General features: G+C 43.3%; 22 protein-coding genes. 7 read left to right on the top strand and 15 right to left on the bottom strand.

Annotated elements, in window-relative coordinates:
- Positions 1–71: 71 nt before the first annotated feature.
- From AB4486_RS11315 to AB4486_RS11330, 4 genes are all read right to left on the bottom strand, one after another.
- Complete coding sequence (locus tag AB4486_RS11315; protein WP_372117202.1) at positions 72–812, bottom strand: DUF1223 domain-containing protein; 741 nt, start codon at positions 810–812, stop codon at positions 72–74.
- Positions 813–987: 175 nt separating this feature from the next.
- Positions 988–1,176, bottom strand: a complete 189-nt coding sequence (locus AB4486_RS11320; RefSeq protein WP_017059812.1) for a hypothetical protein — start codon at positions 1,174–1,176, stop codon at positions 988–990.
- A gap of 313 nt (positions 1,177–1,489) precedes the next feature.
- Positions 1,490–2,491 carry a TerC/Alx family metal homeostasis membrane protein gene (locus AB4486_RS11325; protein WP_017059813.1) on the bottom strand — a complete coding sequence of 334 codons (1,002 nt, stop codon included), beginning with the start codon at positions 2,489–2,491 and terminating at the stop codon, positions 1,490–1,492.
- Between the two features lie 574 nt (positions 2,492–3,065).
- On the bottom strand, positions 3,066–4,805 hold the full coding sequence (locus AB4486_RS11330; protein WP_372117204.1) for a bifunctional UDP-sugar hydrolase/5'-nucleotidase: 1,740 nt from the start codon (positions 4,803–4,805) through the stop codon (positions 3,066–3,068).
- A gap of 238 nt (positions 4,806–5,043) precedes the next feature.
- On the opposite strand from AB4486_RS11330, the gene AB4486_RS11335 reads away from it, so the two are divergent.
- Positions 5,044–6,843, top strand: coding sequence for an ATP-dependent endonuclease (locus AB4486_RS11335; RefSeq protein ID WP_372102684.1), 1,800 nt, complete (start codon positions 5,044–5,046; stop codon positions 6,841–6,843).
- A gap of 171 nt (positions 6,844–7,014) precedes the next feature.
- Here the strand turns inward: AB4486_RS11335 and AB4486_RS11340 are convergent, their stop codons facing one another.
- Together AB4486_RS11340 and AB4486_RS11345 are read right to left on the bottom strand one after the other, a co-directional pair.
- Entirely contained in the window at positions 7,015–7,509 is a 495-nt protein-coding gene (locus AB4486_RS11340; RefSeq protein WP_017059817.1) for a DUF1097 domain-containing protein, read from the bottom strand.
- Positions 7,510–7,714: 205 nt separating this feature from the next.
- A complete protein-coding gene (locus AB4486_RS11345; protein WP_102333462.1) occupies positions 7,715–8,620 on the bottom strand; it encodes a LysR substrate-binding domain-containing protein in 906 nt (301 codons plus the stop codon).
- Between the two features lie 273 nt (positions 8,621–8,893).
- Here AB4486_RS11345 and focA point away from each other — a divergent pair, with 273 nt between their 5' ends.
- A complete protein-coding gene (gene focA / locus AB4486_RS11350; protein ID WP_050650436.1) occupies positions 8,894–10,345 on the top strand; it encodes a formate transporter FocA in 1,452 nt (483 codons plus the stop codon).
- A gap of 274 nt (positions 10,346–10,619) precedes the next feature.
- On the opposite strand, the gene AB4486_RS11355 is transcribed toward focA, so the two are convergent.
- The 3 genes from AB4486_RS11355 to AB4486_RS11365 form a co-directional block, all read right to left on the bottom strand.
- Entirely contained in the window at positions 10,620–11,189 is a 570-nt protein-coding gene (locus tag AB4486_RS11355) for a YceI family protein (protein ID WP_017064630.1), read from the bottom strand.
- Entirely contained in the window at positions 11,186–11,725 is a 540-nt protein-coding gene (locus AB4486_RS11360) for a cytochrome b (RefSeq protein WP_065584246.1), read from the bottom strand. The genes AB4486_RS11355 and AB4486_RS11360 overlap by 4 nt, the downstream gene beginning before the upstream one ends.
- 153 nt (positions 11,726–11,878) lie before the next feature.
- Complete coding sequence (locus tag AB4486_RS11365) at positions 11,879–12,124, bottom strand: DUF2164 domain-containing protein (RefSeq protein ID WP_017059821.1); 246 nt, start codon at positions 12,122–12,124, stop codon at positions 11,879–11,881.
- 252 nt (positions 12,125–12,376) lie between these two features.
- Here AB4486_RS11365 and AB4486_RS11370 point away from each other — a divergent pair, with 252 nt between their 5' ends.
- On the top strand, positions 12,377–13,012 hold the full coding sequence (locus AB4486_RS11370; RefSeq protein ID WP_017067365.1) for a hypothetical protein: 636 nt from the start codon (positions 12,377–12,379) through the stop codon (positions 13,010–13,012).
- A gap of 569 nt (positions 13,013–13,581) precedes the next feature.
- The gene (locus AB4486_RS11375) at positions 13,582–14,319 is read left to right on the top strand and encodes an EAL domain-containing protein (RefSeq protein ID WP_372058292.1); all 738 of its coding nucleotides are present in this window, start codon (positions 13,582–13,584) and stop codon (positions 14,317–14,319) included.
- 179 nt (positions 14,320–14,498) lie between these two features.
- Here AB4486_RS11375 and AB4486_RS11380 read toward each other — a convergent pair whose 3' ends face one another.
- Genes AB4486_RS11380 through AB4486_RS11390 form a run of 3 tightly spaced genes read right to left on the bottom strand, consistent with a single transcriptional unit; the run spans position 14,499 to position 19,698 of the window.
- Positions 14,499–17,558 (bottom strand): efflux RND transporter permease subunit, encoded by a 3,060-nt coding sequence (locus tag AB4486_RS11380; protein WP_372117206.1) that lies wholly within the window; start codon positions 17,556–17,558, stop codon positions 14,499–14,501.
- The gene (locus AB4486_RS11385; protein ID WP_017065790.1) at positions 17,555–18,610 is read right to left on the bottom strand and encodes an efflux RND transporter periplasmic adaptor subunit; all 1,056 of its coding nucleotides are present in this window, start codon (positions 18,608–18,610) and stop codon (positions 17,555–17,557) included. Before AB4486_RS11385 ends, AB4486_RS11380 begins: the two co-directional genes overlap by 4 nt.
- Entirely contained in the window at positions 18,610–19,698 is a 1,089-nt protein-coding gene (locus AB4486_RS11390; RefSeq protein WP_017064636.1) for an efflux RND transporter periplasmic adaptor subunit, read from the bottom strand. The genes AB4486_RS11385 and AB4486_RS11390 overlap by 1 nt, the downstream gene beginning before the upstream one ends.
- Before the next feature lie 150 nt (positions 19,699–19,848).
- Between AB4486_RS11390 and AB4486_RS11395 the strand changes: the two genes are divergently transcribed.
- Positions 19,849–20,592 carry a TetR/AcrR family transcriptional regulator gene (locus AB4486_RS11395; protein ID WP_017064637.1) on the top strand — a complete coding sequence of 248 codons (744 nt, stop codon included), beginning with the start codon at positions 19,849–19,851 and terminating at the stop codon, positions 20,590–20,592.
- Between the two features lie 115 nt (positions 20,593–20,707).
- Here the strand turns inward: AB4486_RS11395 and AB4486_RS11400 are convergent, their stop codons facing one another.
- The 3 genes from AB4486_RS11400 to AB4486_RS11410 form a co-directional block, all read right to left on the bottom strand.
- Positions 20,708–21,979 (bottom strand): DEAD/DEAH box helicase, encoded by a 1,272-nt coding sequence (locus AB4486_RS11400; RefSeq protein WP_017059829.1) that lies wholly within the window; start codon positions 21,977–21,979, stop codon positions 20,708–20,710.
- Positions 21,980–22,036: 57 nt separating this feature from the next.
- Positions 22,037–22,648: an ACP phosphodiesterase gene (locus AB4486_RS11405; RefSeq protein ID WP_017059830.1), complete on the bottom strand. Its 612-nt coding sequence runs from the start codon at positions 22,646–22,648 to the stop codon at positions 22,037–22,039.
- A gap of 205 nt (positions 22,649–22,853) precedes the next feature.
- A complete protein-coding gene (locus tag AB4486_RS11410) occupies positions 22,854–22,982 on the bottom strand; it encodes a hypothetical protein (protein ID WP_017059831.1) in 129 nt (42 codons plus the stop codon).
- 445 nt (positions 22,983–23,427) lie between these two features.
- On the opposite strand from AB4486_RS11410, the gene AB4486_RS11415 reads away from it, so the two are divergent.
- Positions 23,428–24,651, top strand: coding sequence for an aromatic amino acid transport family protein (locus AB4486_RS11415; protein ID WP_102393231.1), 1,224 nt, complete (start codon positions 23,428–23,430; stop codon positions 24,649–24,651).
- 148 nt (positions 24,652–24,799) lie between these two features.
- Entirely contained in the window at positions 24,800–26,224 is a 1,425-nt protein-coding gene (locus AB4486_RS11420; RefSeq protein WP_017064641.1) for a methyl-accepting chemotaxis protein, read from the top strand.
- Positions 26,225–26,268: the final 44 nt, after the last annotated feature.

Genomic DNA, 26,268 nt, shown 5'->3' on the forward strand with positions numbered 1-26,268 from the left:
AGTACCGGTTTGGTGTCGCCCCAATGGCTAACTTGATAATTGAAGGACAATTGGCGTTGAGCACCGTGAGTTTAATTCAACCACCCTGCTACCGTCTGTTCAGGTGCGTACGAATTAGGTGCGGTTAACCAGACAGCTACGGCATCGGGCGAAGCGACTAGCGGATCAAAGTCCACATTGAATTGCCACTCAGATTCACCACGTTGGTAGCCATCGTACACTACGACAAAATCATGCTCTAACTTCTTACCTCTGTTTTCACCAGCTTTTACACTTGTGACTTCGTTCATCGCCAATAGAGCGATATGTGCCACATAATCACCTTTGCCTTCGTAACTTACGCTGAACGTATCGCCTTTATGGTTGACCGTTAGCTTGGGGTTATTTTGTTGTTTAAGAGAAGGTAACGTTCTGTCTAACCAGTTAAAGTAACCGCGCCACTCTTTTCCATCGACAACAAAGCCCGGCGTGTAAACCCCACTTGTTAAGCCGTAAGCTTTATACAGTCGTTGCTTCTGACTGAACGCCTTGCTGGCGAACTTATCCCCCCAACCGAGGTAGTCCCAATAGTCGACGTGATAAGCGAGAGGAATGACTTGTGTCCACAGTTTTGGATGGTCTTCAAAAGTACTGAGGTACTGATCAGCAGGTGGACAACTTGAACAACCTTCAGAGGTGAAGAGCTCGATAACCTGTGCGGGCTGGCCTTCATTACTCCAGGTTTGTGCAAGCGACACTGAGGAATAGAAGCCGATCGGTAAGGCAAATAAACAAAGTTTAATCAATGATGAATTGCGTTTGGCGTGTGACATACCGAGATCCTTGTACAAAGCGAATTGAATGGCGCTCAAATACAGACCGTTATGCCTAGGTTTTTCTTTCAGGTGCTTAGTTTACGAAGAGATTGAGTTTATTTCAGATACAAAAACGCCAGCTTTAGAAGCTGGCGTTTTCTTAAAATTCTATATTTACATGTTAACGCTGAGATTAACGGTTAATACCGATATCGCGTTGCATGTGACCAGATAGGTCGCTTGCGTAGTAACTACGTGGAGAGTTGTCTACGAAAAGAATATCGAAAATGTGTGCAATCAATCCTTTGAAGTTAACCGAGTAGGTTTTCTTATCCATAGAGTTAGGAACAGCGATAGTATTCATTTGTACTGCTTGAGCCATGATTGCCTCTCTATAAATTTATTAATGTGTTTCGTTCTGATGACAAGAATAATAGGTGATCTTTTGCAGGTTAAAAAATGACTAAAATTAGATTTTGGGATTAGTTTTTCTAATAAAACAAACCATTAACAATGCCACAAAATAGATATGCAGATTATGTGAGTACAAATTCAACATAGTGTTTAGATCATGCATTTAGTACAAATACCCCGCAAACAACAGTGGCCAATGTCACAGAAAATTTACATAAATAAATTTTCCACTTCATCAGCCACGTGTTCATTATCGACTTTTCGATAAGTTATATTTGTTTTTAATTTACTTGTTCAATGCCTGGCTTCTTCGCATAAACCGACGCTATAACCGCAATCGTCATCGTAGAAACCAATACCGCCAATGACCAGTAAGTTGGGATAGCCCACTCGCTATCAACCAGAAGCATTTTCACACCAATGAACACCATGATGAATGAAAGCGCGGGTTTCAAATAGATGAACTTGTCCATCATACCTTGCAGTACAAAATACAACGAGCGAAGACCAAGTAACGCAAACACGTTAGCCGCAAGTACCAAGAACGGTTCTTGTGTTACCGCAAAGATCGCAGGGATAGAATCTAATGCAAACATCACGTCCATGACTGCGATCGCACCGATGACCAACATCATTGGAGTGAATGCCCATTTAGCACCCTGTTTAACCATTAATGCAGGGCCATGGAAGTCCTCTGTTACCGGCATCACTTTACGAAGTAGCTTTTCAGGCAGAGTATTCACACTCTCCTCTTCGCCCTTGTCTAATGCCAGCTTAATACCTGTACCAATCAAGAACGCAGCGAACACGTAAAGCACCCAGTGATATTCCGCCAATAGCTGTGCGCCTAGTGCGATCATAATTGCACGAAGCACCAATGCACCAATTACGCCCCAAAGAAGCGCACGAGGTCTTAGATGCTCAGGAACTTGGTATTGAGCAAAGATCATCGCAAAAACAAACAAGTTGTCTACGCTAAGGGATTTTTCTAACAAGTAACCCGTAATGAATGACACGGTTGCTTTTTGCGCTGTGTAGTCACTGTTCGGTGCATAAATGTCCCAAAATAGGTAAATCGAGCCAGCAAACAAAAACGCAAGTACAAACCAGAAAACACTCCAGATTGCCGCTTTCTTGATAGTAACGTTACCGCCACGAGTCTGATAGATATCAATAGAGACGAGAATAACCGTTAGCAGGAAAAAGCCCGCATAAGTCGTCATGATTGGCGATGAAAAAAAGGATTCACTATTTGTAGATAATAGAGATTGAGTTGAGTTCATTATTCCTCCGGGCGGAAGAACTGTACAAAGACCTTCCGCAAACAAAGCATATCAAGCTCCATTACGGATCTTGACTGTGATTGCGTTGGTCTCGTTGAAGTGAAATATGGGATTTCACTTTTACATACCGGATAGACTCTTGGCCTAACGAGATGACGATATGTAAACTTGCGCTAACTACTCCCCAAACGCGTGGATAATAATCCTCTGGTTGTGTTTCGTCTATATAAATTTGCACGGAAAAAGCAAAAAAGGAGCAAACGCTCCTTTCTGATTGATGCCACTTTGTCAAATAGACACGCGAATTGATTCTAAGAATAAATTCGCAAGTCAAACACACTATTGCACTGCGTAATGAAGTTGCAAAAAGAGCAATTTACAGCCCTGCGGCAGGTATTAAATACACTAACGCTGACCAAACTGATACCCAACCGAAAACCGCTACCGCATCTAACCAATCTTTCTTATCCATGCATATCTCCACAAGAAGGCGACCTGCAGAGATAAAGCATAAACAATGCCAATTTTATAAATAACCCAAAGTAATAGTGTTAAATATCAGTATCAGCTTTAGTTATCTAAAACACTCCATGCAATTCAACGGTTCATTGAGTTGAAGCGACTCTGGGTGGTCTTGCAGAAACTCGATGAAGCAGTCTGCCATAGAGTCAGTGGTGACCGTGCCATCACCGATCATATCCAACACAGCGTTATAGCCCTCTTTGCCTTTCATTGTATAGGCTGACGACGCGCCCCGGTAAATACGGTTGCGAGAAACAGCTTGCCAACCTGAATCATCAGAGTGAATTTCTAGATGGTGAATCCTGTGTCCTATAGGCGCTTCTTTGTGGTAACAAAACCTCAAATTATGTGTATAAGGAAAGCTACCTGAACCTGTGCCCACGACACCATTATCAATCGCGTTATTGATTGCACCTTCAAGCATGCAAGCGATCGTTTCACCTTTTACTTCATACACACCAATAGGTACGGCAAACGGTAGTAGTTTTCCGGCAATATCGGCAACAGAGACATCGCCGCTGTTCAGTGAATTTCTTACACCACCGGCGTTGTGAATGGCAAAGTCAACCTGATGCCCTTTCTTGTTCATTAGATGGTGAAATGATTGAGCAACCAAGGGGGCTAGTTGACTCGGGCCTTTAGCATCTGGAATACGTACATGGCGAAGTTTAGTGTCTGCATGAGCAATCACTTGTTGCTGAAGCTTTCGAACTCGCGGCTGGTATTTATCCGTCAGAATGCTCTGCAGCTCAGGATCTTTCTTACACACTGCAATATTAGGGTGATTGTTTAAAAACTCACACGCCATATCGTGGGCATCGTCTTGCCCTACTTCACTCAGTTTCGCGTCTATAAAGAGTCGACGGCCTAATAACAGTTCGTTTTTACCATTGAAGTGCGTCACTTTGCCTTGAGAATCGAACTCGATTTCGCAGTGTCCTAAGCTCATGGCGTGGAAACCCGCTTGCACAACATAGGTATCGCCAATTTTCACACCGTATTCATCATCTTTAACTAAGCCGATATCAGAGAAATCACCTTGTAAGCGATGACTATGACCACCAACGATGACACCAATACCTGTTACGTTGGCTGCTAACTCTAAATCAGCTTCGTAACCAAGATGGCTAAGTAACACAATCTTGTTGATACCTGCTTGATGGATTTGCTCAATGGTCGCTTTTGCTGTTTCCAAAGCATTTTCAAACGGTGTATCGATATCTGGGTTAGCGATGCCTGCCATCTTGTCGATGCTTAAGCCGAATATTGCGACCTTCTCGCCATCAAACTCTTTCGTTATAAAAGAAGCACTTCGTGTTTCAGGCCGATAAGGCTTAACAATGTCGTTGTCCGCTAGCGTATGAGTTTTATTGATATCCTCATTCGATAGATTCCAGTTACCGGCCAACAGCGGGAATTTGATTCTTTTCGCGAAAATCGCAACGGGCTCATTACCCATGTCTAACTCGTGATTACCGAGCGTCATGGCATCTATATTAAGGGCATTCAACAAATCGGCATTGGCTTTTCCCTTGAATAAGGAAAAGTACAACGTGCCTTGGAAGCAGTCACCAGCGTGCAAGAACAAGGTTCCAACCTTCTGACGCTGGGCATCTTGTTCTATTTGTTTGAAGCGTGTTGAAATTCGAGCAAAGCCACCAGCACTGACATAAGGTTCAATGATGTGGTTGTTCATTTTAAGTGATAGCTGTAACGAGGTTGGTTCAAAGTATGAGTGGGTGTCGTTGATGTGTGCCAACACTATTTTTGTCGGCTTATTCTTTTTAGTCATATTTTCTTCTCTCTTTGTCCCTTCATACTAGGTCGAGAATCATGACAGAATCGTGAATTTTATGAAACTGCACTGCAAAAAAATACTCGAGATAGATCAAAAATCTCATTTTGCACCGTATTAATAAACAACGGGTTTTGTGACAGGTGAGCATACCGGATTTGGATTTTTCGATTATGATTAAAGATATCTGTTAGCTTTCAAATAATTAGCAGAGCCTTCCGTTAGGAGTAAGCCTATGCAACTAGAAAGAATCGAGATTTCTGGCTTTCGAGGTATCAAGCGCATGTCACTCGCGTTTGACGAGCTAACCACGCTTATTGGTGAAAATACTTGGGGTAAGTCTTCATTATTGGATGCCCTTTCCGTCATTCTGCCCTCAGACGGTGTGCCATATCACTTTGAAATGACCGATTTTCATGTCGATTACTCTGTTTCACACCCGCAGTCTCAACATCTTCAAATTGTTCTCGCTTTAAAAGCTAACGATAAGAGCGAACTTAACGCAGGTCGTTATCGCAAACTCAAACCTATTTGGGTTCAAGATGAATTTGGCGTATTTCGCATCTACTATCGCATCAGCGCGACGTTAGAACAGTATGAGACAACAACACACTATGCATTTCTTGGTTTGGACGGTAATCCGCTCAAACTCCATCACTCAGAAAAGCTCGCTCAAGAATTAATGACCTTACATCCTGTGATCCGTTTACGAGACGCAAGGCACTTTGATCGCCCTTTCAACGGAAATTCACTCAACCACAATGCTCACCTGCCGACTAATGTTCACGCTAATAACGGTCACGCTAACAATGCAAACGGAAATGGGAACAACAATCCAAATAACGGGCATGGGAACGGACATAATCACACAACCAATGGTCATGGCACGAATGGAAACGCCAGCAACGGCAATGGCAATGGCCGTCAGGCAAGAATAGAAAAGCGCATCGACAACACCTGCCGCCGCCTTATGGCGATACCCGGACATGTTAATAAGGGTGAAATGCGCAGTAGCCTAGAGTCGATGCAAAGTCTGATTGAGCACTATTTTTCTTTCAAAAGTACTTCTCGTCGTAACCCTAGAAAACAGCGAGACGGATTACTTTATTCTGCGGGTGCCAATGATCAGAGTATTCATCAACTTGTCGAAGAGACCAAGAACAAACAAACTCGCTTATTATTCATGGGGTTACTTAACGCTTATCTACAAGCTAAAGGGCCAAACGACTTAAGGCGATGTGCGCGCCCTCTTTTGATCCTTGAAGATCCAGAAGGTCGATTACACCCAACACACTTGGCAAGGGCTTGGAGCTTGATGCAGAAATTGCCCATGCAGAAAATCCTGACCACCAACAGTGGCGACCTACTTGCGGCGGTCCCACTTCAATCGATTCGTCGCTTGGTTCGTCAGTCAGATAAAACCATCGCCAATCAACTCAACATGAACCACTTCAGTAAAGACGAACTTCGACGAATTGGTTTTCATATCCGTTTCCATCGTTCAGGGGCGCTGTTTGCTCGCTGTTGGCTATTAGTAGAAGGTGAAACCGAGGTTTGGTTGTTCAATGAACTTGCCAACCAATGTGGCTATAACCTAGCAGCGGAAGGTGTGCAGATTATTGAGTTCGCCCAATCAGGACTTAAGGCGCTGATTAAGGTTGCACAAGAGTTTGGCATTGATTGGCATGTGGTAACTGACGGCGATGCGGCGGGTAAAAAATATGCCGCGACAGTGTTATCGAAACTCGGTAATGATCAGGAAAGACACAGACTCACCGAACTGCCTGATAAAGATATAGAGCATTATCTATATATGAATGGGTTTGAGAGCTTTTTCCGTGACATGGTTAAGATTCCATACGATCACCCTATCCCTCCAAAGAAAGTGGTTGCCAAGGTATTGAAGAAACATGCAAAACCCGACCTTGCACTCGCCATTGTTTCTCATTGCGAGAATCAAGGACAAGAATGCATTCCGCTTTTATTAAGGTGGACATTAAAACGCGTGATCACCATGGCGAATGGAAATACCTAAACATAATTTGTTTTATAGATGCTATCAGTTGCTCTACTGATGAAATATTTAGCTAGTCGCCTCAACCAAAAAAGGCACACCAAACGGTGTGCCTGTATAAATCGATATACAAATTAATTGGGGGTTATCTTGCAAGAGTTCACAGTGACTAACTAAGGTTAGGTTAACGAATTAAGCCTTTGCCTGTTTAGCGTGTTGTTCAACAACTTCCGAAGATTGAGTCGATTTCTCGTGAAGCCATAGCCCCGTTGCTTTCATCAAGTATCCAAATACACCACCAAGCAGTAAAGATGGCACTACAAGTTGCCAATCACCACCTGCAGCAAACGTCGCACAGCAACCAATGAAGGTGCCTGGGATATAACCTAGCCACGCTTGTTTCGCTTGAATACACATAAAGAAAGCCACAATAGCAGTAATCATGTAGCCTAAAATCTCTAACCCTGCGAAGGTTGAGCTTTCGATAATCACCATTGCCCAGAATACGCCAGTCATGTTGGTCAATAGGCTACCTGCAAGTCCTTTAACGCCGCCTGTTGGCGAAGCAAAGTAACTGGTGCAACCTAAGAAACCTGCCCATGACAATAAGCCGAAAGAGATAGCAATCCATCCCCATAGACCTGACAAAATACCTGTTGTTAATGAAATCGCGACTAATGTACTCATACTATTTCTAAAGCCTAATTACGTAATTGAACGCAACCGGATTTAGCCTCACTTAAAATCAAGTAAGCATACTATGGGAAGATAGCCCTTATTTAGCCGATCACGATCACATTAATAATGTATGAATTTGTTCATTTATCACTAGATAGAGACCGGAATCGCTTATTCAACACATTTAGTTATTAGCTTTGGTGTTGAATAGCGGCTAAAGAACCGACCGTTTGCCTTTCATCATGCGCTTACCTTCACGCTTGATACATTCAGCAAGTGGGTTCTCTGCCATGTCAGCACGCCAAATAAAGGACAAGGTTCTTTCCATTTCAAGCTCAGAAACATTCAACGTCACAAGTTGACCTGACTCAACAAACTGTTCGACATCTAGATAAGGTAAACACGTTAAATATGGGCCGTTTGCAACCAAACTTCTTAAAACAGGAACGTGTTCATACTCTCGCCATACATCGAGATCGCCAATTAAATGGTGAATAGAGCTATCAAAAACTTTGCGAGTACCCGAACCATGTTCGCGTAATACCCACTTTGCTTGTTCTAATTGTGCCAAGCTGACTCGTTCACGCTTCGCAAACGGGTGATGAGCCGATGCAACCACCGTTAAATGGTCGGTACACCACACTTCTTGGTGAACTCGGTTGTCATCACAACGACCTTCGATAACACCCAAGTCATATTGATAATCTAATACACCATCAATGACTGCGTCGGTACTTTGCACGCCAAGCGAGATTCGCATCTCAGGAAAGTCGTTATCAATAATACTGATGAGATCCGGAACGAGGTGTTCCGCTGGAGTTTGGCTAGCACCTAATTTGAGTTCGCCACTCAACAAATGCTGCTCGTAAAAACCCATCTCAATTTGCTGCGCATCTTGCAGTAAACGCTTCGCTTTTGGTCTTAACCACATGCCCCAATGAGTCAGGGCCATTTGCTTGCCCTGCCTTTCAAACAAAGGCCTGCCGAGCATTTTTTCCAACTGTGCAAGAGACATACTTGTTGCTGACTGAGTCAACGCCAATTTGTCTGCTGCCTGACTAACGCTCCCGGAGTCTGCTACTGCATCAAATACCGCGAGTTGCTTTAATGAATAACGCAAAATTCATCCTTAGTGCTTTTAATTATTTGTGTCCTGATGCTCGTTTTTTATAAAGCCAATGAGCAATCAATTTCATTCTACGCGTAACCAAATCTATATCAATAAATTTGATGTGGTTTCTAAAAATTATCAATTTTACCTCTACCCCTCAACGCCCTAATCTGGAATGGCAGGACACAACGAGCCCTGCAAAACATTACTGATTAACCATTACGGATTAACCAGGTCATTAACACTAGGAATTACACATGACGGATTGTTCAAGGGGGGGATATGGCAACCAGCACTTCTGAAAATCATCAACTGTTCTCACCAACAGAAATGATGGCGGAAGCAGAGAAGTTTGCATTAAGTAAAGCAAATAAAACCAGCAGCATGACATTGAGTTTGGCAATCATGGCTGGCGCATTCATCGGGCTTGCTTTTTTATTCTACATCACGGTAACCACGGGCAGCGCTGATGCTGGATGGGGACTGAGTCGCTTAGCCGGCGGTCTTGCCTTCAGTATGGGTTTGATCTTGATTGTGATTTGCGGTGGTGAGCTATTTACCAGCTCAGTGTTATCAAGCATCTCATGGGCTAACAAGCAAATCACCTTCACTAAGATGCTGTCTATCTGGGGCAAGGTGTATGTCGGCAACTTTATCGGTGCCATGTTCCTATTGGCTTTGGTAAGCGCAGCAGGCTTGTATCAACTGGATGGCGGGCAATGGGGCTTAAACGCTTTAAACATTGCTCAACACAAGCTACACCACACCCCAGTTCAAGCGTTTGCTTTGGGTGTGCTTTGTAACTTGTTGGTGTGTTTAGCGATTTGGTTAACGTTCAGCTCTGCTAACGCAATGACCAAAGCAATGATGACCGTGTTACCCGTTGCAATGTTCGTAAGCTCAGGCTTTGAACACTGTGTGGCGAATATGTTCATGGTTCCGCTAGGCATCACGATTCAAGCATTCGCACCAGAAAGCTTCTGGATGCAAATCGGCGCAACACCAGCCCAGTATGCAGACCTAAACGTCATGCAATTTGTCACCGCAAACTTAATACCAGTGACAATCGGCAACATCGTAGGTGGTTCAGTATTGGTCGGCTTAGCGAACTGGAGCATCTACCGTCGCCCACAACTTAAAGCAGCAAAAATTACCGCTATTACACAAACAACAGAAATTACGTCAGTTAAGGAAATTACTATGAACACAGCAACTACTATCAAGCAAATCATGAACACTCAACCAATTACACTGAGCGTAGAAATGCCAACATCAGTCGCGATTGATACACTTTTAGACGCGCAACTTGTTAGCGCTCCTGTTTGCGATGTTGAAGGTCGTCTAGTGGGTATCTTCTCTGTTCATGACGTAATGGTTGACCTTTGGTGCCAAGATTACATCCCAACTAAAGGCCAAAAAGTTGTAGACCTAATGAGCCGTGACGTTGTGGCAATCGACGCAAACGACAAGCTAGTGGACGTTGCTGAGTTCCTATGCATCGACAAAGAGCAACTGTACCCGACGACAAGCATGGGCTTCGCTACTCGCCTGACATCTCTTTCTCTAGAAGAGCGTGCAAAAGCGATGAAAGTAAGCCAACCACATATGCTTCCAGTGTTAGAAAACGGCGTAATGGTAGGTGTGTTGACTCGCATTGAAGTGATGCAAGCACTACGTCCAATCTACGGTGACCGACTAAACGTGGTTCCACAAGCTGAACTAGAAACGGCTTAACTAATCTTAAGTTGAACTATTAGGGATTAGTAGTTCAATTAGATAACTCAGTCATGGCAACGTTGACTGGCTAGAGGCAAATGGTGGCTTTTAACGTACTAAACGGTTTGACACAAAACAGACCTAAACGCGTTGCCATTTATCTCAATAAAAAAGGCGCAAAGTGAAAACTTTGCGCCTTTCTCTATTTCTAACTGCTGACCTATTTAGTATCGACCAAACTTTTGATATTTCTAAATAATGTTGATACCTGTCAGAGAGCTAGAAAGCTAGATTACTTTTTTACGCCTTCAACGTGTAGTTCCATGTCTACATAGCTTGAAGCGCCCATTACTGGAATGTTGAAGTCAGCAAGTTCTAGACGAGTTGTACCCACGAAACCAGCACGCTCACCGCCCCAAGGGTCTTGACCAGCACCGATGAATTCAGCTTCGATAACGATTGGCTTAGTTACGCCGTGAAGCTTAAGGTCACCCATTACTTCAAGTTTGCCGTTGCCTTTATCAACCACTTTTGTGCTGTTGAAAGTAGCGTCAGAGAATTTACCTGCATCAATGAAGTCAGAGCTACGGATGTGCTTGTCACGCTCTGCGTGGTTTGAATCAAGGCTTGTTGTATCAATAGTTACGTTTACTTTTGATGCTTCAACGTTGCTTTCATCAAATGAGAAATCACCTGAGAATGTGTTAAAACGGCCTTGGATAAAGCTATAACCTAGGTGGCTAACTTTAAAGTTAACTGAAGCATGCGCACCTTTTGTATCAATCACGTAATCAGCGGCGTTCGCAGCGAAAGGCATTGCCATAGCAAATGCTAATCCTGTAGCGATAATTGACTTTTTCATTTTGAAGCTCCTATCATTTTTCGTAGCGTATCGTCTTTGTCGATAACGTGGTGTTTTATCGCCGCTAAGGCGTGTACTGATGCCATGATGATCAGTACCCATGCAGCATAGTAGTGAATCGTTCCTGCGAGATCAGATTGGTTTGCAAACAGTTCACCCATACTTGGTACAGTGAACCAATTGAATACGTCGATCCCGCGGCCATCTGATGTTGAAATCAAATAACCTGAAATAAATAAAACCGCTAAGTTAATGTACATAAAGCCGTGAGCGATCTTCGCTGCTGCAACTTCATAGCTTTTACCTTTCACTTTAGGTGACGCGGTAACTAGTTTCCAGACCAAACGGATAACGGTAACGGCAGCCAAAAGAATGCCTACCGAGCGGTGATAGTCTGGCGCTGTTTTGTACCACTCGCTGTAGTATGAAAGATCAACCATCCACAGGCCTACACCAAATAAGCCAAATACCGCGAGAGCTGAAATCCAATGCATCGCTCTTGCTAAAGGGTTGTAATTTCTAACGTTGTTGTCCATGCATCTCTTCCGAATGTTAACGAGTAGTGTAGTTTCGAAAAGCGTACCCTACACCAAGTTTGTGTAACATATTATTTACCAAGCTTTACATTGGTAACATCATTTCAAATTAAACGAGTTATTCAAATTATTTGAACAAGTTTGGGTTAAACGTTAGATTTCAACGATTTGTTCGATCTCGTAAAGCTCATCTGAGATATCTAACATTTTACGTTCCATGACTTTTTGAGCGTCTTCTATCCCTTTGTTGTAGTAAACCGCCCCAAACTTTTTACTTATGAAATCGACCAAGAATTCTGTGTCGAACTGACCAAGCTCCACATCGAGTTCATCCTGCAGGTACTTTTGGAGCGTATGAGTAAGCTCAGACTTTTGTTTCGAATCTAATTGAATGGTCATGAATGTTTCCAAATAAAGAGTAAGTAGATCAATTGTGATTTGCTGACTAGACTATAGTCGAGGTAACTAGCTAGAATTCCTCATAATTTAGAATACAGACCTGTAGAGCGCCAGTGCTATCCATAAAATCACTCAGCAATGGTTAATTTTGATAGAGAGATCAAGAACTCGCACTTTGACGATAGGTAACGGAACCGCAATTACCGTACTATTGCCCATCAATAAGATAGTAGCTGTGTATAAGGGACTTCATTGTTATTAGATCTAGTGATTAAAAGCGTTAATCAATTTCAAGACGATTGCCTAAAGCTCTGTGAACGCCACTACCCTACGGTGCACAATCAAGGGATCAGTGAGCACCATATAGGTAAGGCATTTGCCCGCCGAATGGAGCACACCTTCGTTAGCTTTAATCATGCAAGCAACATCAGCCCACTTGAAATGCTTTCCTCTAGAGAAACGCCTCGACACTTCCGAATATCTTCCGAAATCGGTACCGTTTGGATGATCAGTCATCATATGGTGAGCGCCGGGAAAACATGTCGTAGAAAGTTGATGTTGGACATCCATAATTGGCAACAAGAGTATGGATTTTCCATTCAACCCAATGACGTTTTGATCATTGTCTCCGACCATTGGATTAGCCGAAGTAAAAACAGTGGCGAATTATTGCATTGGTGGATGGGTGAACTCCCAGATGAGATCACGGAATATAGTCAACAAGGTATCACGCTAAGAGAGAGTGATTCTCAATTTGCTACTGACTTAAATAATAATTTTAAAATCAGCCCTTGCTTCATTAAATTTGGACACCCTTTAAAGCGGTCAGGAAATCAACAACTGGTTCGTAAATATCTGCAACTTTACGCAGTACTTCAATGGCAGTAAGAATACGGGTCAACTTTTTTAATCAGTCTTGAAAGTAAATAGTTAGACCTCCATCCCAACATTTTATAAAACCTAACTCAAGCCCTACCCAATAATCAATCAAAGTTTATCTTCGATAAAATAATAACTTATCAGCTCATCGTTCATATTTTGAGAAGTAGATATCATTTATATGCAAACAGAGTTGTTTGTTAATAATGTAACTTTGACATTCCCCCATAACCTGAGGCTTTATCCTTACTTTCACCTGGTGTATTGGCGTTGAAAGCTTATATTGATTGGTGTTGATATGAGATAGATCACTCAGAGATTAAATTCACAATAGTCATTATTAATGGTGAATGATAAGTAATTTTAATGACTAATATCATGCTGTTTTTTCGTTAATTATATTTATTTAAATATTGACTCTACAAAAGAGTTTTTATTAATTGACAATTTACTTACACCTGTCAATATTGTGACAGCCGCGACATGTACGTCCGCCATTGAATAAGCCCTCTTTACTAGCGACTATGATTTTATCAGACAGAAGTGAATTTATTAGCTGTATATCCGTAGATGCTGATATGCAGTTTATTGCGAAATACCAAGACCTGACGCTTAGAAGCGTCTATCAACCTATATTCGACTCTTCTATGACTCAGATAGGTGTTGAGGGTTTGGTGCGCATTTCAAATAACAAAGGTGATATTGTTCGTCCTGATCACTTCTTCCATTCCGACGAAACCTCAAGCACAGACAAAATCAATGTAGAGAGGTTGAGTCGAGCGATTCATATCCGTAACTTCGCACAATCGACAATCCGTCATTTACATCTATTTTTGAACGTTCTTCCAAACGTTGGTGAGTTGTTTGCTGCAGAAAAGGTCAGCGATAGCTTGTTAGCTAAACGCCTTCACGAGCTTAATCTTTCATGCGAACAGATAGTGATGGAGTTGGTAGAGTTGAATGCAGAAAGTGAAGAGCGCTTGAAAGATGCCGCTCTTTCTCTTGCGGATAATGGCTTTCAAATCGCTGTTGATGATTTCGGAACACAAGCGTCAACCGAACAACGCGTTCGTCACATTAACCCTCATATCATCAAGATAGACCGCTCGGTTATGTTGGACTTTGAACAAGGCGACACTCGAGGAATGGAGTTAGTGCTTGATCTTGCAAACCAAATTGGCGCAAAGACAGTGATTGAAGGCATAGAAACCCAACAACAACTCCAAGCGATGCAGAGCTTAGGCTTCAATATGTATCAAGGCTATCACTTAGCCATGCCAAAGCCGATTGAATTAGACATACGCCTAGCAATCTAGAATTGCCCTATCCTTCTCAAAGCCGCTTGACCATTGAGTAGCGGATTTTTTAATGCTTGCCTATTCGTACCCTCATACCGCTCTCACGTGTCAACACATTTCAGGACGGGACAACACGCATAAAAAACCCAGTCAAATTTGACTGGGCTGGCTTAAAAGAATCTGTTTTATATCATTCCCTAATAACCCGCAGTGGACGGTTTGATTCTATATAAAATAGCGAACATCATCGGTACTACTATTAGCGTTAGTACGGTAGCAAAGCCTAAGCCTGCCATGATGGTAATCGCCATCGAGCCGAAAAATGCATCGAATACCAAAGGAATCATACCCAAGATAGTCGTTAATGCTGCCATAGATACCGGTCGTACACGACTAATCGCACTGTCGACAACCGCTAAATATGGGTCTTTACCTGTTGATAGCTCACTGTTGATCTGGTCAAGCAGTACAATGCCGTTCTTCAAAATCATGCCGCTTAGACTCAATAAGCCAAGGAACGCTGTGAAGCTGAATGGCATATTGGTACCTAACAGACCAATTGAAACACCAATGATAGAGAGTGGAACCGTAAACCAAATCACAAGCGGCTTACGAACCGAGTTAAACAGAAGCATCGTGATGATAAACATCAGCAAATAACCCATTGGCAGTGAACCAAACAGAGATTCTTGCGCATCTTTAGAGCTTTCGTACTCACCACCCCAGCTAATGCTGTAGCCTTCTGGTAAATCTAATGCTTCTACCTTTGGTTTCACACGAGCAAACAGACTCGCTGGCGTTTCATCACCAAGAACATCGTGGTCAGCCAATACTGTTAGCGTACGTTTTCTGTCGCGACGCTGAATCAGTGGCTCAGACCATTGAAGCTCTACGCCATCAATCACTTGCTCAACTGGGATGTAAGTTTGTAGTGATGGGCTCCAAATCTTCACATTGTTTAGCGATTCGAAATTAAAACGCTCTTCTTCCGGTAAACGCGCCACGATAGGTAACATATGAGTACCATCACGCAGTAGGCCGATGTTGTAACCGCCAAACGCCATCTGTAATGTCTCAGACAAGTCAGTTTTTGAAATGCCTAGGCGACGAGCCTTAGATTCGTTGAACAGTGGTACAAGTTCTTTAGTGCGTTCACGCCAGTCATGACGAACATTTCGAGAGCCTGGATCGGCAAGCAAGATGTCTTCGACTTCAACTGCAATGTTACGCAGTACTTGTGGATCGGCACCGATAATACGCGCTTCAATTTTTGAAGCGGGTGACGGACCAAACTCAATCAACTTGAACTGGAACGTTGGTTGCTCAAATTCGTTCGCTAAGTCTTTGTCTAGCGCCGCTAGAGCCTTAAACATAGTGTCGCGGTCAGTGGTTCTTACTTGTAACTGGGCGTACGCTTCGTAGCTTTTCTCTGGTTGGTAAGTCAGTGCGAAACGTTGCATGCCCTGCCCAACCGTTGTCGTTACAAACTCCACGTCGTCTTGCTGGCGAATGTAGCTTTCAACTTTTTCTGTCTGCTTGATCGTTTCACGAACATCGGTGCCTTCTGGCATCCACATGTCTACGTAAAACATTGGGGTATTTGATGGCGGGAAGAACTGCTGCTTCACCATACCAAAACCGACGACAGAAACTGCTAATAGAGCGACCATACTAACTACAGTAAGCCATCTAAATCGAAGTGCTACTTTCAGACACGCACCGAATACCACAAACAGGATGCCTTTGTATGGGTCTTCGTTCTCATCAACCTTGTCTTCTTCTTTAAGCAACATCTCGGCAAGGAATGGCGTTAGTGTTAGTGCAGTTACCCAACTCAAAAACAGTGAGAAACACAGTACCCAAAACAGTGAACCCATGAATTCGCCTGTCGCATCCTTCGACAAACCAATCGGTGCAAACGCTGTGATAGCGATAATGGTCGCACCTAACAGTGGCCATTGTGTTTGCTTGACGATGTCTTTCGCTGCTTGAAGCTTGGTTTTGCCTTTCTTCAAGCCCACCAAAATACCTTCAACGACAACAATCGCATTATCCACCAGCATACCCAGCGCGATGATCAGTGCCCCCAGAGAGATGCGGTGCAGTTCAACATCGTTGTAATCCATCAGGATGAAGGTACCGAATACCGTCAATAGAAGAACCAAACCGATGATCAAACCACTGCGTAAGCCCATTGCGAACAACAATACAATGATAACGATGGCTACCGCTTCAACTAGGCTGATTAAGAAGTCAGCCACAGATTTGTCTACTTCTTGCGCTTGGTTGTAGAAGTAATTCAGTTCTACACCCGCTGGCTTAATGCTTTCTAGGCGATCCAGTTCCGCATCCAGTGCTTTACCAATCTCAACCACGTTTACACCAGAAGAGAACGCAATACCCAAGTTGATTGCTGGTTTACCGTTGTACGTTAATACATTGCCCGGCTTTTCTTGAATACCACGAGTTACTTCAGCGACATCTTTCAAGCGAATCAGGTTACCTGTATCGCGACCATGAATGATCAGGTTTTCTAGTTCTTCAACCGTGCTTAAGGTGCCGTTTGGCTTGATCGTAAGGCTTTGACCATTCAGCATCACCTCGCCTGCCGATACCACACTGTTTTGCTGTGCTAGCAGTGACGTAACCGTCGACATATCTAGGTTCAATGCGGCTAAGCGTTCCAGTGACATCTCAACAAACAGTTGTTCTTGTTGGTCACCTGCAATGCTTACTTTACCGACACCGTCGACCAGTTCGATTTCACGCGTTATGTAATCTGTGTACTGTTTGAGCTCAACGTAATCGTAACCATCACCGGTCAGCATGATCATCACACCAAACACATCACCAAAATCATCGATGATCTGAACGGAATTTACACCACTTGGCAGTGTTGGTTGTAGATCGTTGATCTTACGGCGCATTTCATCCCAGATCTGAGGCAGCTCGTCTGGACCGTAGTCCATCTTCATACTGACCATAATTTGGGACATACCGTTCGATGATGTCGAGGTAATCTTGTCGATGTACGGAAGCTGTCTTATCTCTTTTTCTAGTGGGTAAGTCAGCTCTTCTTCAACTTCCATTGACGTAGCGCCAGGGTAAGTTGAAATAATCATTGCATCTTTAATGGTAAAAGCTGGGTCTTCTAAACGGGATAGATTACCAAAAGACGTCACACCGCCAATGGCCAAAATGACTAGAAACAGCCAGCTGATTACTTTGTTCTTTATTGAATATTCTGCGATGTTCATTCTGCTTTTCCTGACAATTGGATTCCGTCACGGAGTTTTCTTAAATTCGAATTTACGAGTAGCTCACCTTGCTCAACACCATGAGCGATGAGTGCGCCTTGGCCACTGATCTTGTCGACTTCTACTTCGCTTTTGAATGCTTGTCCGTCTTCCATTTTCCACACATAGAACTGATTCGCTTCAGAGCCCGCTTCTAGCGTTGTCATTGGTAATTGGTAGCCTTGAACATCGCTCAGGCCCGCTTTCGCCATATCTACATTGACCGTAACGCTCGTGCCTGGCAGGATTTCACTTTCAGGCTGCTGCATCTGCATCCAAAATTCGTAGGTACGGGATTGTGGGTGCAGTTCACTGGTGTGTTCTAGATACGTCAGTGGATATTGGCCTGTGTGACCGCCAAAGGTCGCCTCAGGACGATAGCTATTTGAACGCATGTCTGGGCTAATTGACGCCAAGATCGAATCTGATACTTGAATTCGCACATACACCTTGTCGTTCTGGTACACACTCAGTAGTGTTTCTCCAGGCGTCGTATTTTCGAATCGTTGCTTATCGACAGTTGAAACTGTTCCTGAGAACGGCGCTAAAAGTTCTGTGTAACTCAGCTTGCGTTTCGCCGCCGCCAAATTCGCCGATGCGAGCTTATAGTTAGCCGTCAGTTGGTCGTGTTCTGATTGCGATAACATTTCGCTGCCAAACATCTCCGTTCCACGGGCCAACTGTTTGCTTGCCAGTTTAAATTGAGATTGAGCATCAGTCAGATCTTGTACGTACGTTGCGTTATCTAAGGTGGCTAATAACTGCCCTTTTTCGACATTGTCGCCCGCTTCTACTAATACTTGTTGAATCTCGCCTGCTAGCTTAAATGCCAAGGGAGTCAATTCAGCTGGCATCACCTGTCCATTAAAACTTCTGAACTGATTAGTAAGCGGTGCGCCAACTTCAAAGGTAGAAACCAACAAAGGTGGTTGTTCACGGTGTACAGCTTCATTGTTACAGGCTTGAAGTAACAGAACCGACGCGACAACAACTGATAATTTTGAAAGGTTCATTAAATACCGCCCTCACGAAGCCAAGCTTTTACTTGTTGTCCGTCTGATAACACATCCACACCCGCTTCAACGATAAGGTCACCAGACGACAATCCGTCGATAACCTTGCCTTGCTCATCAAGAAGGACTTGTACTTTAGAAATCAGTTGAGAGTCAGGGTTATAACGCCATAGTTCACCATGGCCTACGTCTTTGTTTAACCAAGCTGAATCCACAATACCAATGCCGTAGTCAGATTTACTTTTCTGAACTTCAACTTGCGCTGTCATACCAGAAAGTAGATTGATGCCTTCTGGCTTTTCGATAGACACAACCGCTTGGTAGCTGTTGGTATCTTCATCTGGTTGCGTTGAGATTTCTTTAAAGCGAGTCGGGATACGAATGCCGCGGTGGCTGTCCATCACAACCCACATGTTTGAGCTCGTTAGGTCTTGAATAGAACGGTCTTCAAGCTTTGATACTGGAATTGAAAACGTCACATCCATTTCACTGTGATTCAAAATATTCAGTACAGGCTGCTTTTCTGCGATCAATTGATATTGCTTTCCAAACACCATCGATACCACGCCATCGAATGGAGCAACTAAGGTAGTGTAGCCAAGGTTTGTTTTTGCTTGGTCCAACTCAACTTCAGCGGCAGTAAAGGTGTTTACGGCTTGGTCGTAGTAATCGGTACTGACCAGTTTTTTCGCATACAACTCAGAAGCTTGTTTGTATTGGCTGTTCGCCAGATCAAATTTAGCTTGGGCTGCGTCAACGGCAATACGGTAATCCGTCGCGTCTAATACGGCTAACACCTGACCTTTCTTCACTTCTTGTCCCATACGAACATCGAAGGTTTCTATATCTCCACCCACTTGGAAAGAAAGTGCCGCACGGTCGGTTGCATCAACCTTTGCAATGAAGCTATCGAGATCAATATCAGTCTGTTGTGGGATTTCGAACAGCTTGACTGGCTTGATTACCTGCACATTTTCCTCTGACTGAACTTTGTCACATCCAGTTAGAGAGCCTGCGAGCAATAGTGCTGCAATAACAGCTCCCATGCGCTTGCTCGATATGGCATTGATAGACAAATTGAACTGCATGATGCCTCTCCGTTTAATTATTATGATTTATTACACAGGTGGGCAGTATATTTAATATTAAATAATTCTCAAGCTTTACTTTCCACTTGTGCAGTATTTTTTATTTCAGTAAAAACAGTGTAGAATGTTGTAATCAGGTAATTATGTGAAATGAAGATGACCGAAAAGAAGCAAGGTAGAAGAAGTGCAAAAGACGCCGAAGAGACGCGTTTTTTGATCATGAGCGTTGCCGCAGACATGTTCTGTGACTTTGGCTACGATCGTGTATCACTGCGAAACATCAGTGAAAAGGCAGGCGTCTCGCATAGCCTTATCCGCCACCACTTTGGTAGCAAAGAAAAGATTTGGCATGCAATAAGTGATTGTTTACACGATTATTTTCAGTCTTACATCAGTAAGATTATGGAAGAGCTGCCAAAAGATGTTGCGCCAAATATCGCTATCTACCTGTTTAGCATGCGTCTGTTCACCAACATGATTCACTCACGTAGGCCAATGCAGCTTATTTCAGACTCTGTTCGCCAAGAAGACAACCTAGTTGATTACTTCATCGACAATGTCGGCGATGTTGAAAAAGAGATTAACGGGCTTGCCGCTGAGTACAATGCAGCTAACCCAGACAAAATGATCAACATTTACGAAGTTAAATGGCAAATGATCATGTACGCAAACGGCGCTGTATGCCTCACTCCCTTTATGGAAAGCACTTGGAATGAAGGTGATATGGTCACCTCACCCGAAGACGCCCTACTTAAGCATTGGCAGCTTTTCAACACGCAGATGGTCAGCAAGTTCAATATTGATGAAGAGTGGGCTCTAAATCCAACCTCGATTGAAGAGCTGATTTATGAAGTGCCATGTGAATGGAAGTGTAACCAGGAACATAAAGCTTAATCGGGTTCATAACCATTATGAGCTTATAAGATACAAAAACGCGCCGTTACAGAAGTCACTGTAACGGCGCGTTTTTATATGTATAGATCTTTAAACTGGAGCTTTGTACAGCTTATTAGCGACGTGCTTTACCGCGGTTTTGGTGAATCTTAAGCTTCGCTTTCATCTTACGTTTTTCTGATGAACGGCTTTTGCTGCGACCACCACGATCGGGCGCTAGATCTTTTTCAAGGCTTGGTTCAAAGCCCTCTAGCCACTCTTGAGGCAAGCGAGTATCAAGTAATCGCTCAATATCACCCAATAGGTAAGCTTCATCCTGACTCATCAAAGAGATCGCTAAGCCGCTGTTACCCGCACGGCCAGTACGTCCGATGCGGTGAACATAATCTTCTGCTTTAAATGGCATGTCATAGTTCACAACTTGTTCTAGCTGCTGAATATCAATACCACGAGCTGCCACGTCGGTTGCGATCAACGCACGAACTTTGCCTGACTTGAAATCGTCTAGGGCTTTTTGACGCGCACCTTGGCTCTTATCGCCATTGATTGATGCCGCTTTAATGCCGTCTAACTTAAGCTCTTTAACGAGAGCATCAGTGCCCTGCTTAGTCTTTGTGAACACCAACACTTGTTGCCAGTTTTTTGAACCAATCAAATACGCTAATAGCTCACTTTTACGCGACTTATCTACCGGGTAAACCATCTGTGTTACGGTTTCAGCGGTGCTGTTTTTTGGAGTAACTTGGATTTCACTTGGCTTCTGCATCATACGGTGTGCAATCGCTTTGATTTTGTTATCAAACGTTGCAGAGAAGAACAGAGTTTGACGCACTTCGTTCATGCGAGAAAGAATACGCTTAATGTCAGGCATGAAGCCCATATCTAACATACGGTCAGCTTCATCCAGTACCAGGACTTCCGTTTGGCTCAACATGATGTTTCTAGTGAACATGTGATCAATAAGACGACCAGGCGTCGCGACAAGAATATCTGCGCCACCGCGTAAGTTATCAGTTTGCACCTTCATGCTAACGCCGCCGTAAGCCACCACGACTTTAATGTCGGTGCCCTTTGCGTAGCTAGTTAAGTTATCGAAAACCTGTTGTGCCAATTCACGAGTTGGCACTAATACAAGCGCACGAACGAGCTTAGGGTTCGGAATAACGTTGTCTTTTGTCTCGATTAATCTTTGAATAATCGGTAAACCAAACGCAGCCGTTTTACCTGTACCCGTTTGAGCACCAGCCAGTACATCTTTGCCTTCTAATACCAATGGAATTGCTTGTTCTTGAACACTGGTAGGAGCCGTAAAATTAAGCTCAGACAACGTGGCAAGAAGATGCTCAGATAATCCTAGTTGGTTAAAAGATTTTGTAGATTCAGACATAGTATGATGCTCAAAGATTAAATAGGCGCGGATTGTAGCAAACCTGCATTACGCTGTTTACCTTTCCTTTTGATTTTTCTTCATTTGAAGCGCATTAAACTGCTTAGCTTCCTCTAAAACGTTGGGATAAAGCTCATTAAAGTGACACTGCAACGTATCATAGTGACGTTCGAGGTCATCGTAACATGCCTCGAGCATACCGAGCTTAGGCCTTCTCAACGCCATTCGCTGCAACACCACCTCTATAGATGACATGTCTTGATAGCTCTCTAACCATCTATGCTCAGCCATTTTCTGATGAACCATAACGAAATTTTCAGGCCAGTGTGGCTCTTGATGTTCAAAGATCTGCTCATGGCTATCTAAACAAAAACGCTCTAATGTCTGCTGTGAAAACTGATCCCAATGATTGGCTAAGCAGTGATCCCAAAATACATCGAGTGCGATAGGCGCAAAGCGTCGTGTTTGGTCTGAGAAAAGTGATTTTGCAGAACGAGATACATCATGACGATCAGTATAGCTATCAACAAATCGATGAAGCCTAATACCGTCAGAAAGGGAATCAGAATAGTGTTTATTAGGGTCGCCTTTAACAAAATCACCTAACAGGTTACCTGCTAAGTTGCTGTTACAGTGCTTGGCGATGTGAAGGTGTGCGAGAAAGTTCATTGAACCTCATTAAAGTATCGAGAACTAAGTAACATGGTAAACGTACTCGTTTATCTTCGCGAACTTTAATGAGGATAGTTTTGGTATGACGTGTGAGCGAATACGATTTGCTCAGTTTAGAATTGTTTGCTTTGAGAAGCTTTAGCTAAGAAAACTTTTAGCTTTAAAACGTTTCAGTTGAAACTGAATTAAAGATCTTAAAAGCTTAGTTCGAAGACTTGAAAAGCTCTTCTGCTAACTGTTTCACTGTCTGCTCATAGTCAGACAAATCAATGCCAATTTCCATAGCATCTAACAACTCTAGACTTTCGTCATTATAAGATTGGTCACTCATTGTGCCCCCTCTATTCCTTGATGTGGACATGATGTCCGATTAACTAGTGCACCATCTTGGACTTATATTATGTCACTTTGATGAACGCACTCTACTCTACCCATTCCATATTCATAGCTTAAAGCTACTCGCGATCATTAACGCTTTTTTGCGTTAAAGGGGTATACGCGAACGACATATGTACTGTCACCTTACACCAAGTACAACAAATTACTCTATAAATTTTGAAACCGATCATGGTCAAACGTTTGCTTTGCTCATTTGAATGCTGACACGCCCTTTGTGTAAATATTAATTTACAGTGGATGTTTTTAATTACAATAAGAATTGCATTTGGAATTAAATTCAATCAGAATACTTCAAAATCGAGATATTCTTTGGGTTTATGCGCTTAAGCTAGAAGAATTACAATGAAAACACACCCTAACGTAAAGAATTATATACAATGAATAAATCAAAGGTTTTTGGTAGTACTTTGATCATTGCAGGCACAACCATTGGTGCTGGCATGCTCGCTCTTCCACTTGCTTCTGCAGGTATTGGCTTTTCAACTTCACTTTTCTTGATGCTGGGTTTATGGGCGTTAATGGCTTTTACTGCGCTATTAATGGTAGAGCTTCACCAATTCGCAGAATCTGACGCTACCCTACACACGTTAGCTCATACCATTTTGGGGACAAAAGGAAAGTGGATTGCGAGCTTCGCGGTGATGTTTCTTTTCTACGCTCTGTGTGCGGCATACATAGCTGGCGGCGGTGCGCAATTTAACCAACGAATTTCGGATATCGCGGGTATCGAACTTAATGCTCAAATCACCACGCTTCTATTTACCCTATTAGTTGCCGGCGTTGTTACGATTGGTACACACAGTGTTGATAAAGTTAACCGCGTTTTGTTTGGCTTAAAGCTTATCGCGATGGTTTTGGTACTCAGCTTCCTAGCGCCAAACATTACCTCTCAATACTTAATGAGCATGCCTTTACAGCAAGGCCTGATTGTTGCGGCTATTCCGGTTGTGTTTACCTCTTTTGGTTTCCACGGCAGCATCCCATCAATTGTTCGATACCTAGATGGTGACGTTCGTTCTTTACGTAAGGTAATGATTATTGGCTCGGCACTGCCTCTGGTTATCTACGTTTTCTGGCAAAGTGTTACTTTGGGCGTGATTAGCCAAGAGCAGTTGTTGTCTGACACAAGCTTGGGCGCGCTATTAGTCTCGCTATCGCAAACGGTTCATCAATCCAACCTAAGCGTAATCGTCGGTGTGTTTGCAGACCTTGCACTGCTGACATCTTTTATTGGTGTGAGCTTGGGCTTATTTGAATTCATGGGCGACTCACTGAACAAGAAACTAGGTAACGCAAAACGTGTTAAGACAGCTGCTATCACCTTCTTACCGCCACTGGGGTTTGCCTTATTTTACCCACAAGGCTTCATCATGGCTTTAGGCTACGCAGCCATTGCACTTTCAGTGCTCGCGATTCTGTTACCAACAGTGATGGTCTACAAGGTTCGTTACACTGATTTCTCTGTCAAACCACAATCTTCAGAAGCCAGTTACCAAGTGTTAGGCGGTAGCAAAGCGTTGTTTTTAGCAGGTAGCGTTGGCGTATTTATCATTGCGATTCAAGTTCTTATTTCAGTAGGGTTACTGCCTTCTTTAGGCTAATAAACCTATACAGAACTAATTTACTTGATTCAGATCTCATAAATGACATATCACTGTCATTAATTTTCACAATTAGTCGATTGAAGTCACATTTTTATTGAGGTCGGTTATTTAGAGTCCACGGTAAAGGATTTACCGTGGAGTTTTTATGAAAGAAGTACAATTTCGAACGATAGACAAACTGTTTATTAAGATGTCGATCAACGACAAGTTTTGGGTCATTTTCTTAATCTTTTTTGCCGCTCTGGCAAGCCTAGCTGGACTGAACTACGTCAACAAAATGGAACACATTGACGTAACTGCAAAACAGCAGGTCGAGTATCAACTGCAAGGCATTTTATCAGCATCAGATTCCCCGGCATCTGTTCGCTCTGTTAGCCAGCAAACTCGCGCTCAACAAACCACTATTTCAAATAATGGTTCTGTGACTGCCACAGCACTCGCACAAGATGGCAACTACTACTCACTTACCGTTTCAACGAACGATATACAGAATCAAAAGCAGCAAGCACTGTACACTTTATTACTGAGCTTCTTGTGGTGTGTGCCTTTTGGTCTTTTCTGTTACTGGGTAGCGACTTTCCTAGGCGGCGCACTTTGGGTTCTTTATTCAACGACTCAAAAGATTGGTGATGGTGACTTAACATCACGCCTTGGCTTCCACCCTGGCCGTGATGAGTTCGGCACGATTGGTTGTGCGCTTGACCGTTCAATGGACACGCTTAGTGAGTTAGTCAACAACGTAAACCACAGTGCAGCAACGCTAAGCGAAACATCGGCTTCTTTCGAAACTGAGATGAAGCGCAGCGAAACACAAATCATGAGCCAAAATGCCTCTCTAGACTCTGTAGCGACAGCAATGGATCAGATGACAGCTTCGGCAAATGAAGTCTCTAACATCTCTGCACGCTCAACTGAACAAACAGAACAAGACGCGCAGCAAATCAACGATAGCCACGCGAAGGTTCAACAGGCAATCTCGGAAATCACCACCCTTTCTTCTTTGATTGAGCAAACCTCATCTTCTGTTACTAGCTTGAATGTGAATACGAGCCAAATTAACGAGGTCATCACGACGATCAATGCTATTTCAGAGCAAACTAACTTACTTGCTTTAAATGCCGCGATTGAAGCCGCTCGTGCGGGCGAGCAAGGCCGAGGTTTCGCTGTTGTTGCTGATGAAGTAAGAACACTGGCAAGCCGCACTCAGTCGGCTACTGTAGAAATCCAAGCGATGATTGAACGCTTACAGCAAGAGAGCCAAAATATCGCGAAGATCACCGAACAGACGGTTGACCAAGCGCAAACCAGTAGCCAGTTGATTTCAAACATTGGTCACGACGTAAACTCGATTGCAGATTCAGCTCAAGCACTAATGGACATGAGTATCCAAATCGCAACATCAGCCGATGAGCAAAGTAACGTTGCCAATACGATTGCAGCAGAGCTTAACGATATTCGAAGCCAATCCGATGTGATTAAAGACGTGGCTCAGAATTCCTCAAATGGCGTATCTAGGCTAACAGAAGCGTCGGTTTCTCTATCTCAGACATTGGCACGCTACCGAACTTAAGGATCAACTGGTGAACTAGCGGCGTGAATTGAAAACAAACTAAT

The organism is Vibrio sp. 10N.222.55.C6 (genome assembly GCF_041473395.1).
GTDB classification, from domain to species: Bacteria; Pseudomonadota; Gammaproteobacteria; order Enterobacterales; family Vibrionaceae; genus Vibrio; species Vibrio crassostreae_C.

What these genes read in the sequence shown, in the direction of transcription:
- AB4486_RS11315 (WP_372117202.1), bottom strand. Translation starts at nt 812, where the DNA reads ATGTCACACGCCAAACGCAATTCATCATTGATTAAACTTTGTTTATTT.
- AB4486_RS11385 (WP_017065790.1), bottom strand. Translation starts at nt 18,610, where the DNA reads ATGAACCTTTCAAAATTATCAGTTGTTGTCGCGTCGGTTCTGTTACTT.
- AB4486_RS11390 (WP_017064636.1), bottom strand. Translation starts at nt 19,698, where the DNA reads ATGCAGTTCAATTTGTCTATCAATGCCATATCGAGCAAGCGCATGGGA.
- AB4486_RS11375 (WP_372058292.1), top strand. Translation starts at nt 13,582, where the DNA reads ATGCAGTTTATTGCGAAATACCAAGACCTGACGCTTAGAAGCGTCTAT.
- AB4486_RS11380 (WP_372117206.1), bottom strand. Translation starts at nt 17,558, where the DNA reads ATGAACATCGCAGAATATTCAATAAAGAACAAAGTAATCAGCTGGCTG.
- AB4486_RS11420 (WP_017064641.1), top strand. Translation starts at nt 24,800, where the DNA reads ATGAAAGAAGTACAATTTCGAACGATAGACAAACTGTTTATTAAGATG.
- AB4486_RS11415 (WP_102393231.1), top strand. Translation starts at nt 23,428, where the DNA reads ATGAATAAATCAAAGGTTTTTGGTAGTACTTTGATCATTGCAGGCACA.
- AB4486_RS11330 (WP_372117204.1), bottom strand. Translation starts at nt 4,805, where the DNA reads ATGACTAAAAAGAATAAGCCGACAAAAATAGTGTTGGCACACATCAAC.
- AB4486_RS11365 (WP_017059821.1), bottom strand. Translation starts at nt 12,124, where the DNA reads ATGACCATTCAATTAGATTCGAAACAAAAGTCTGAGCTTACTCATACG.
- AB4486_RS11335 (WP_372102684.1), top strand. Translation starts at nt 5,044, where the DNA reads ATGCAACTAGAAAGAATCGAGATTTCTGGCTTTCGAGGTATCAAGCGC.
- AB4486_RS11355 (WP_017064630.1), bottom strand. Translation starts at nt 11,189, where the DNA reads ATGAAAAAGTCAATTATCGCTACAGGATTAGCATTTGCTATGGCAATG.
- AB4486_RS11320 (WP_017059812.1), bottom strand. Translation starts at nt 1,176, where the DNA reads ATGGCTCAAGCAGTACAAATGAATACTATCGCTGTTCCTAACTCTATG.
- AB4486_RS11395 (WP_017064637.1), top strand. Translation starts at nt 19,849, where the DNA reads ATGAAGATGACCGAAAAGAAGCAAGGTAGAAGAAGTGCAAAAGACGCC.
- focA (WP_050650436.1), top strand. Translation starts at nt 8,894, where the DNA reads ATGGCAACCAGCACTTCTGAAAATCATCAACTGTTCTCACCAACAGAA.
- AB4486_RS11400 (WP_017059829.1), bottom strand. Translation starts at nt 21,979, where the DNA reads ATGTCTGAATCTACAAAATCTTTTAACCAACTAGGATTATCTGAGCAT.
- AB4486_RS11340 (WP_017059817.1), bottom strand. Translation starts at nt 7,509, where the DNA reads ATGAGTACATTAGTCGCGATTTCATTAACAACAGGTATTTTGTCAGGT.
- AB4486_RS11325 (WP_017059813.1), bottom strand. Translation starts at nt 2,491, where the DNA reads ATGAACTCAACTCAATCTCTATTATCTACAAATAGTGAATCCTTTTTT.
- AB4486_RS11360 (WP_065584246.1), bottom strand. Translation starts at nt 11,725, where the DNA reads ATGGACAACAACGTTAGAAATTACAACCCTTTAGCAAGAGCGATGCAT.
- AB4486_RS11410 (WP_017059831.1), bottom strand. Translation starts at nt 22,982, where the DNA reads ATGAGTGACCAATCTTATAATGACGAAAGTCTAGAGTTGTTAGATGCT.
- AB4486_RS11405 (WP_017059830.1), bottom strand. Translation starts at nt 22,648, where the DNA reads ATGAACTTTCTCGCACACCTTCACATCGCCAAGCACTGTAACAGCAAC.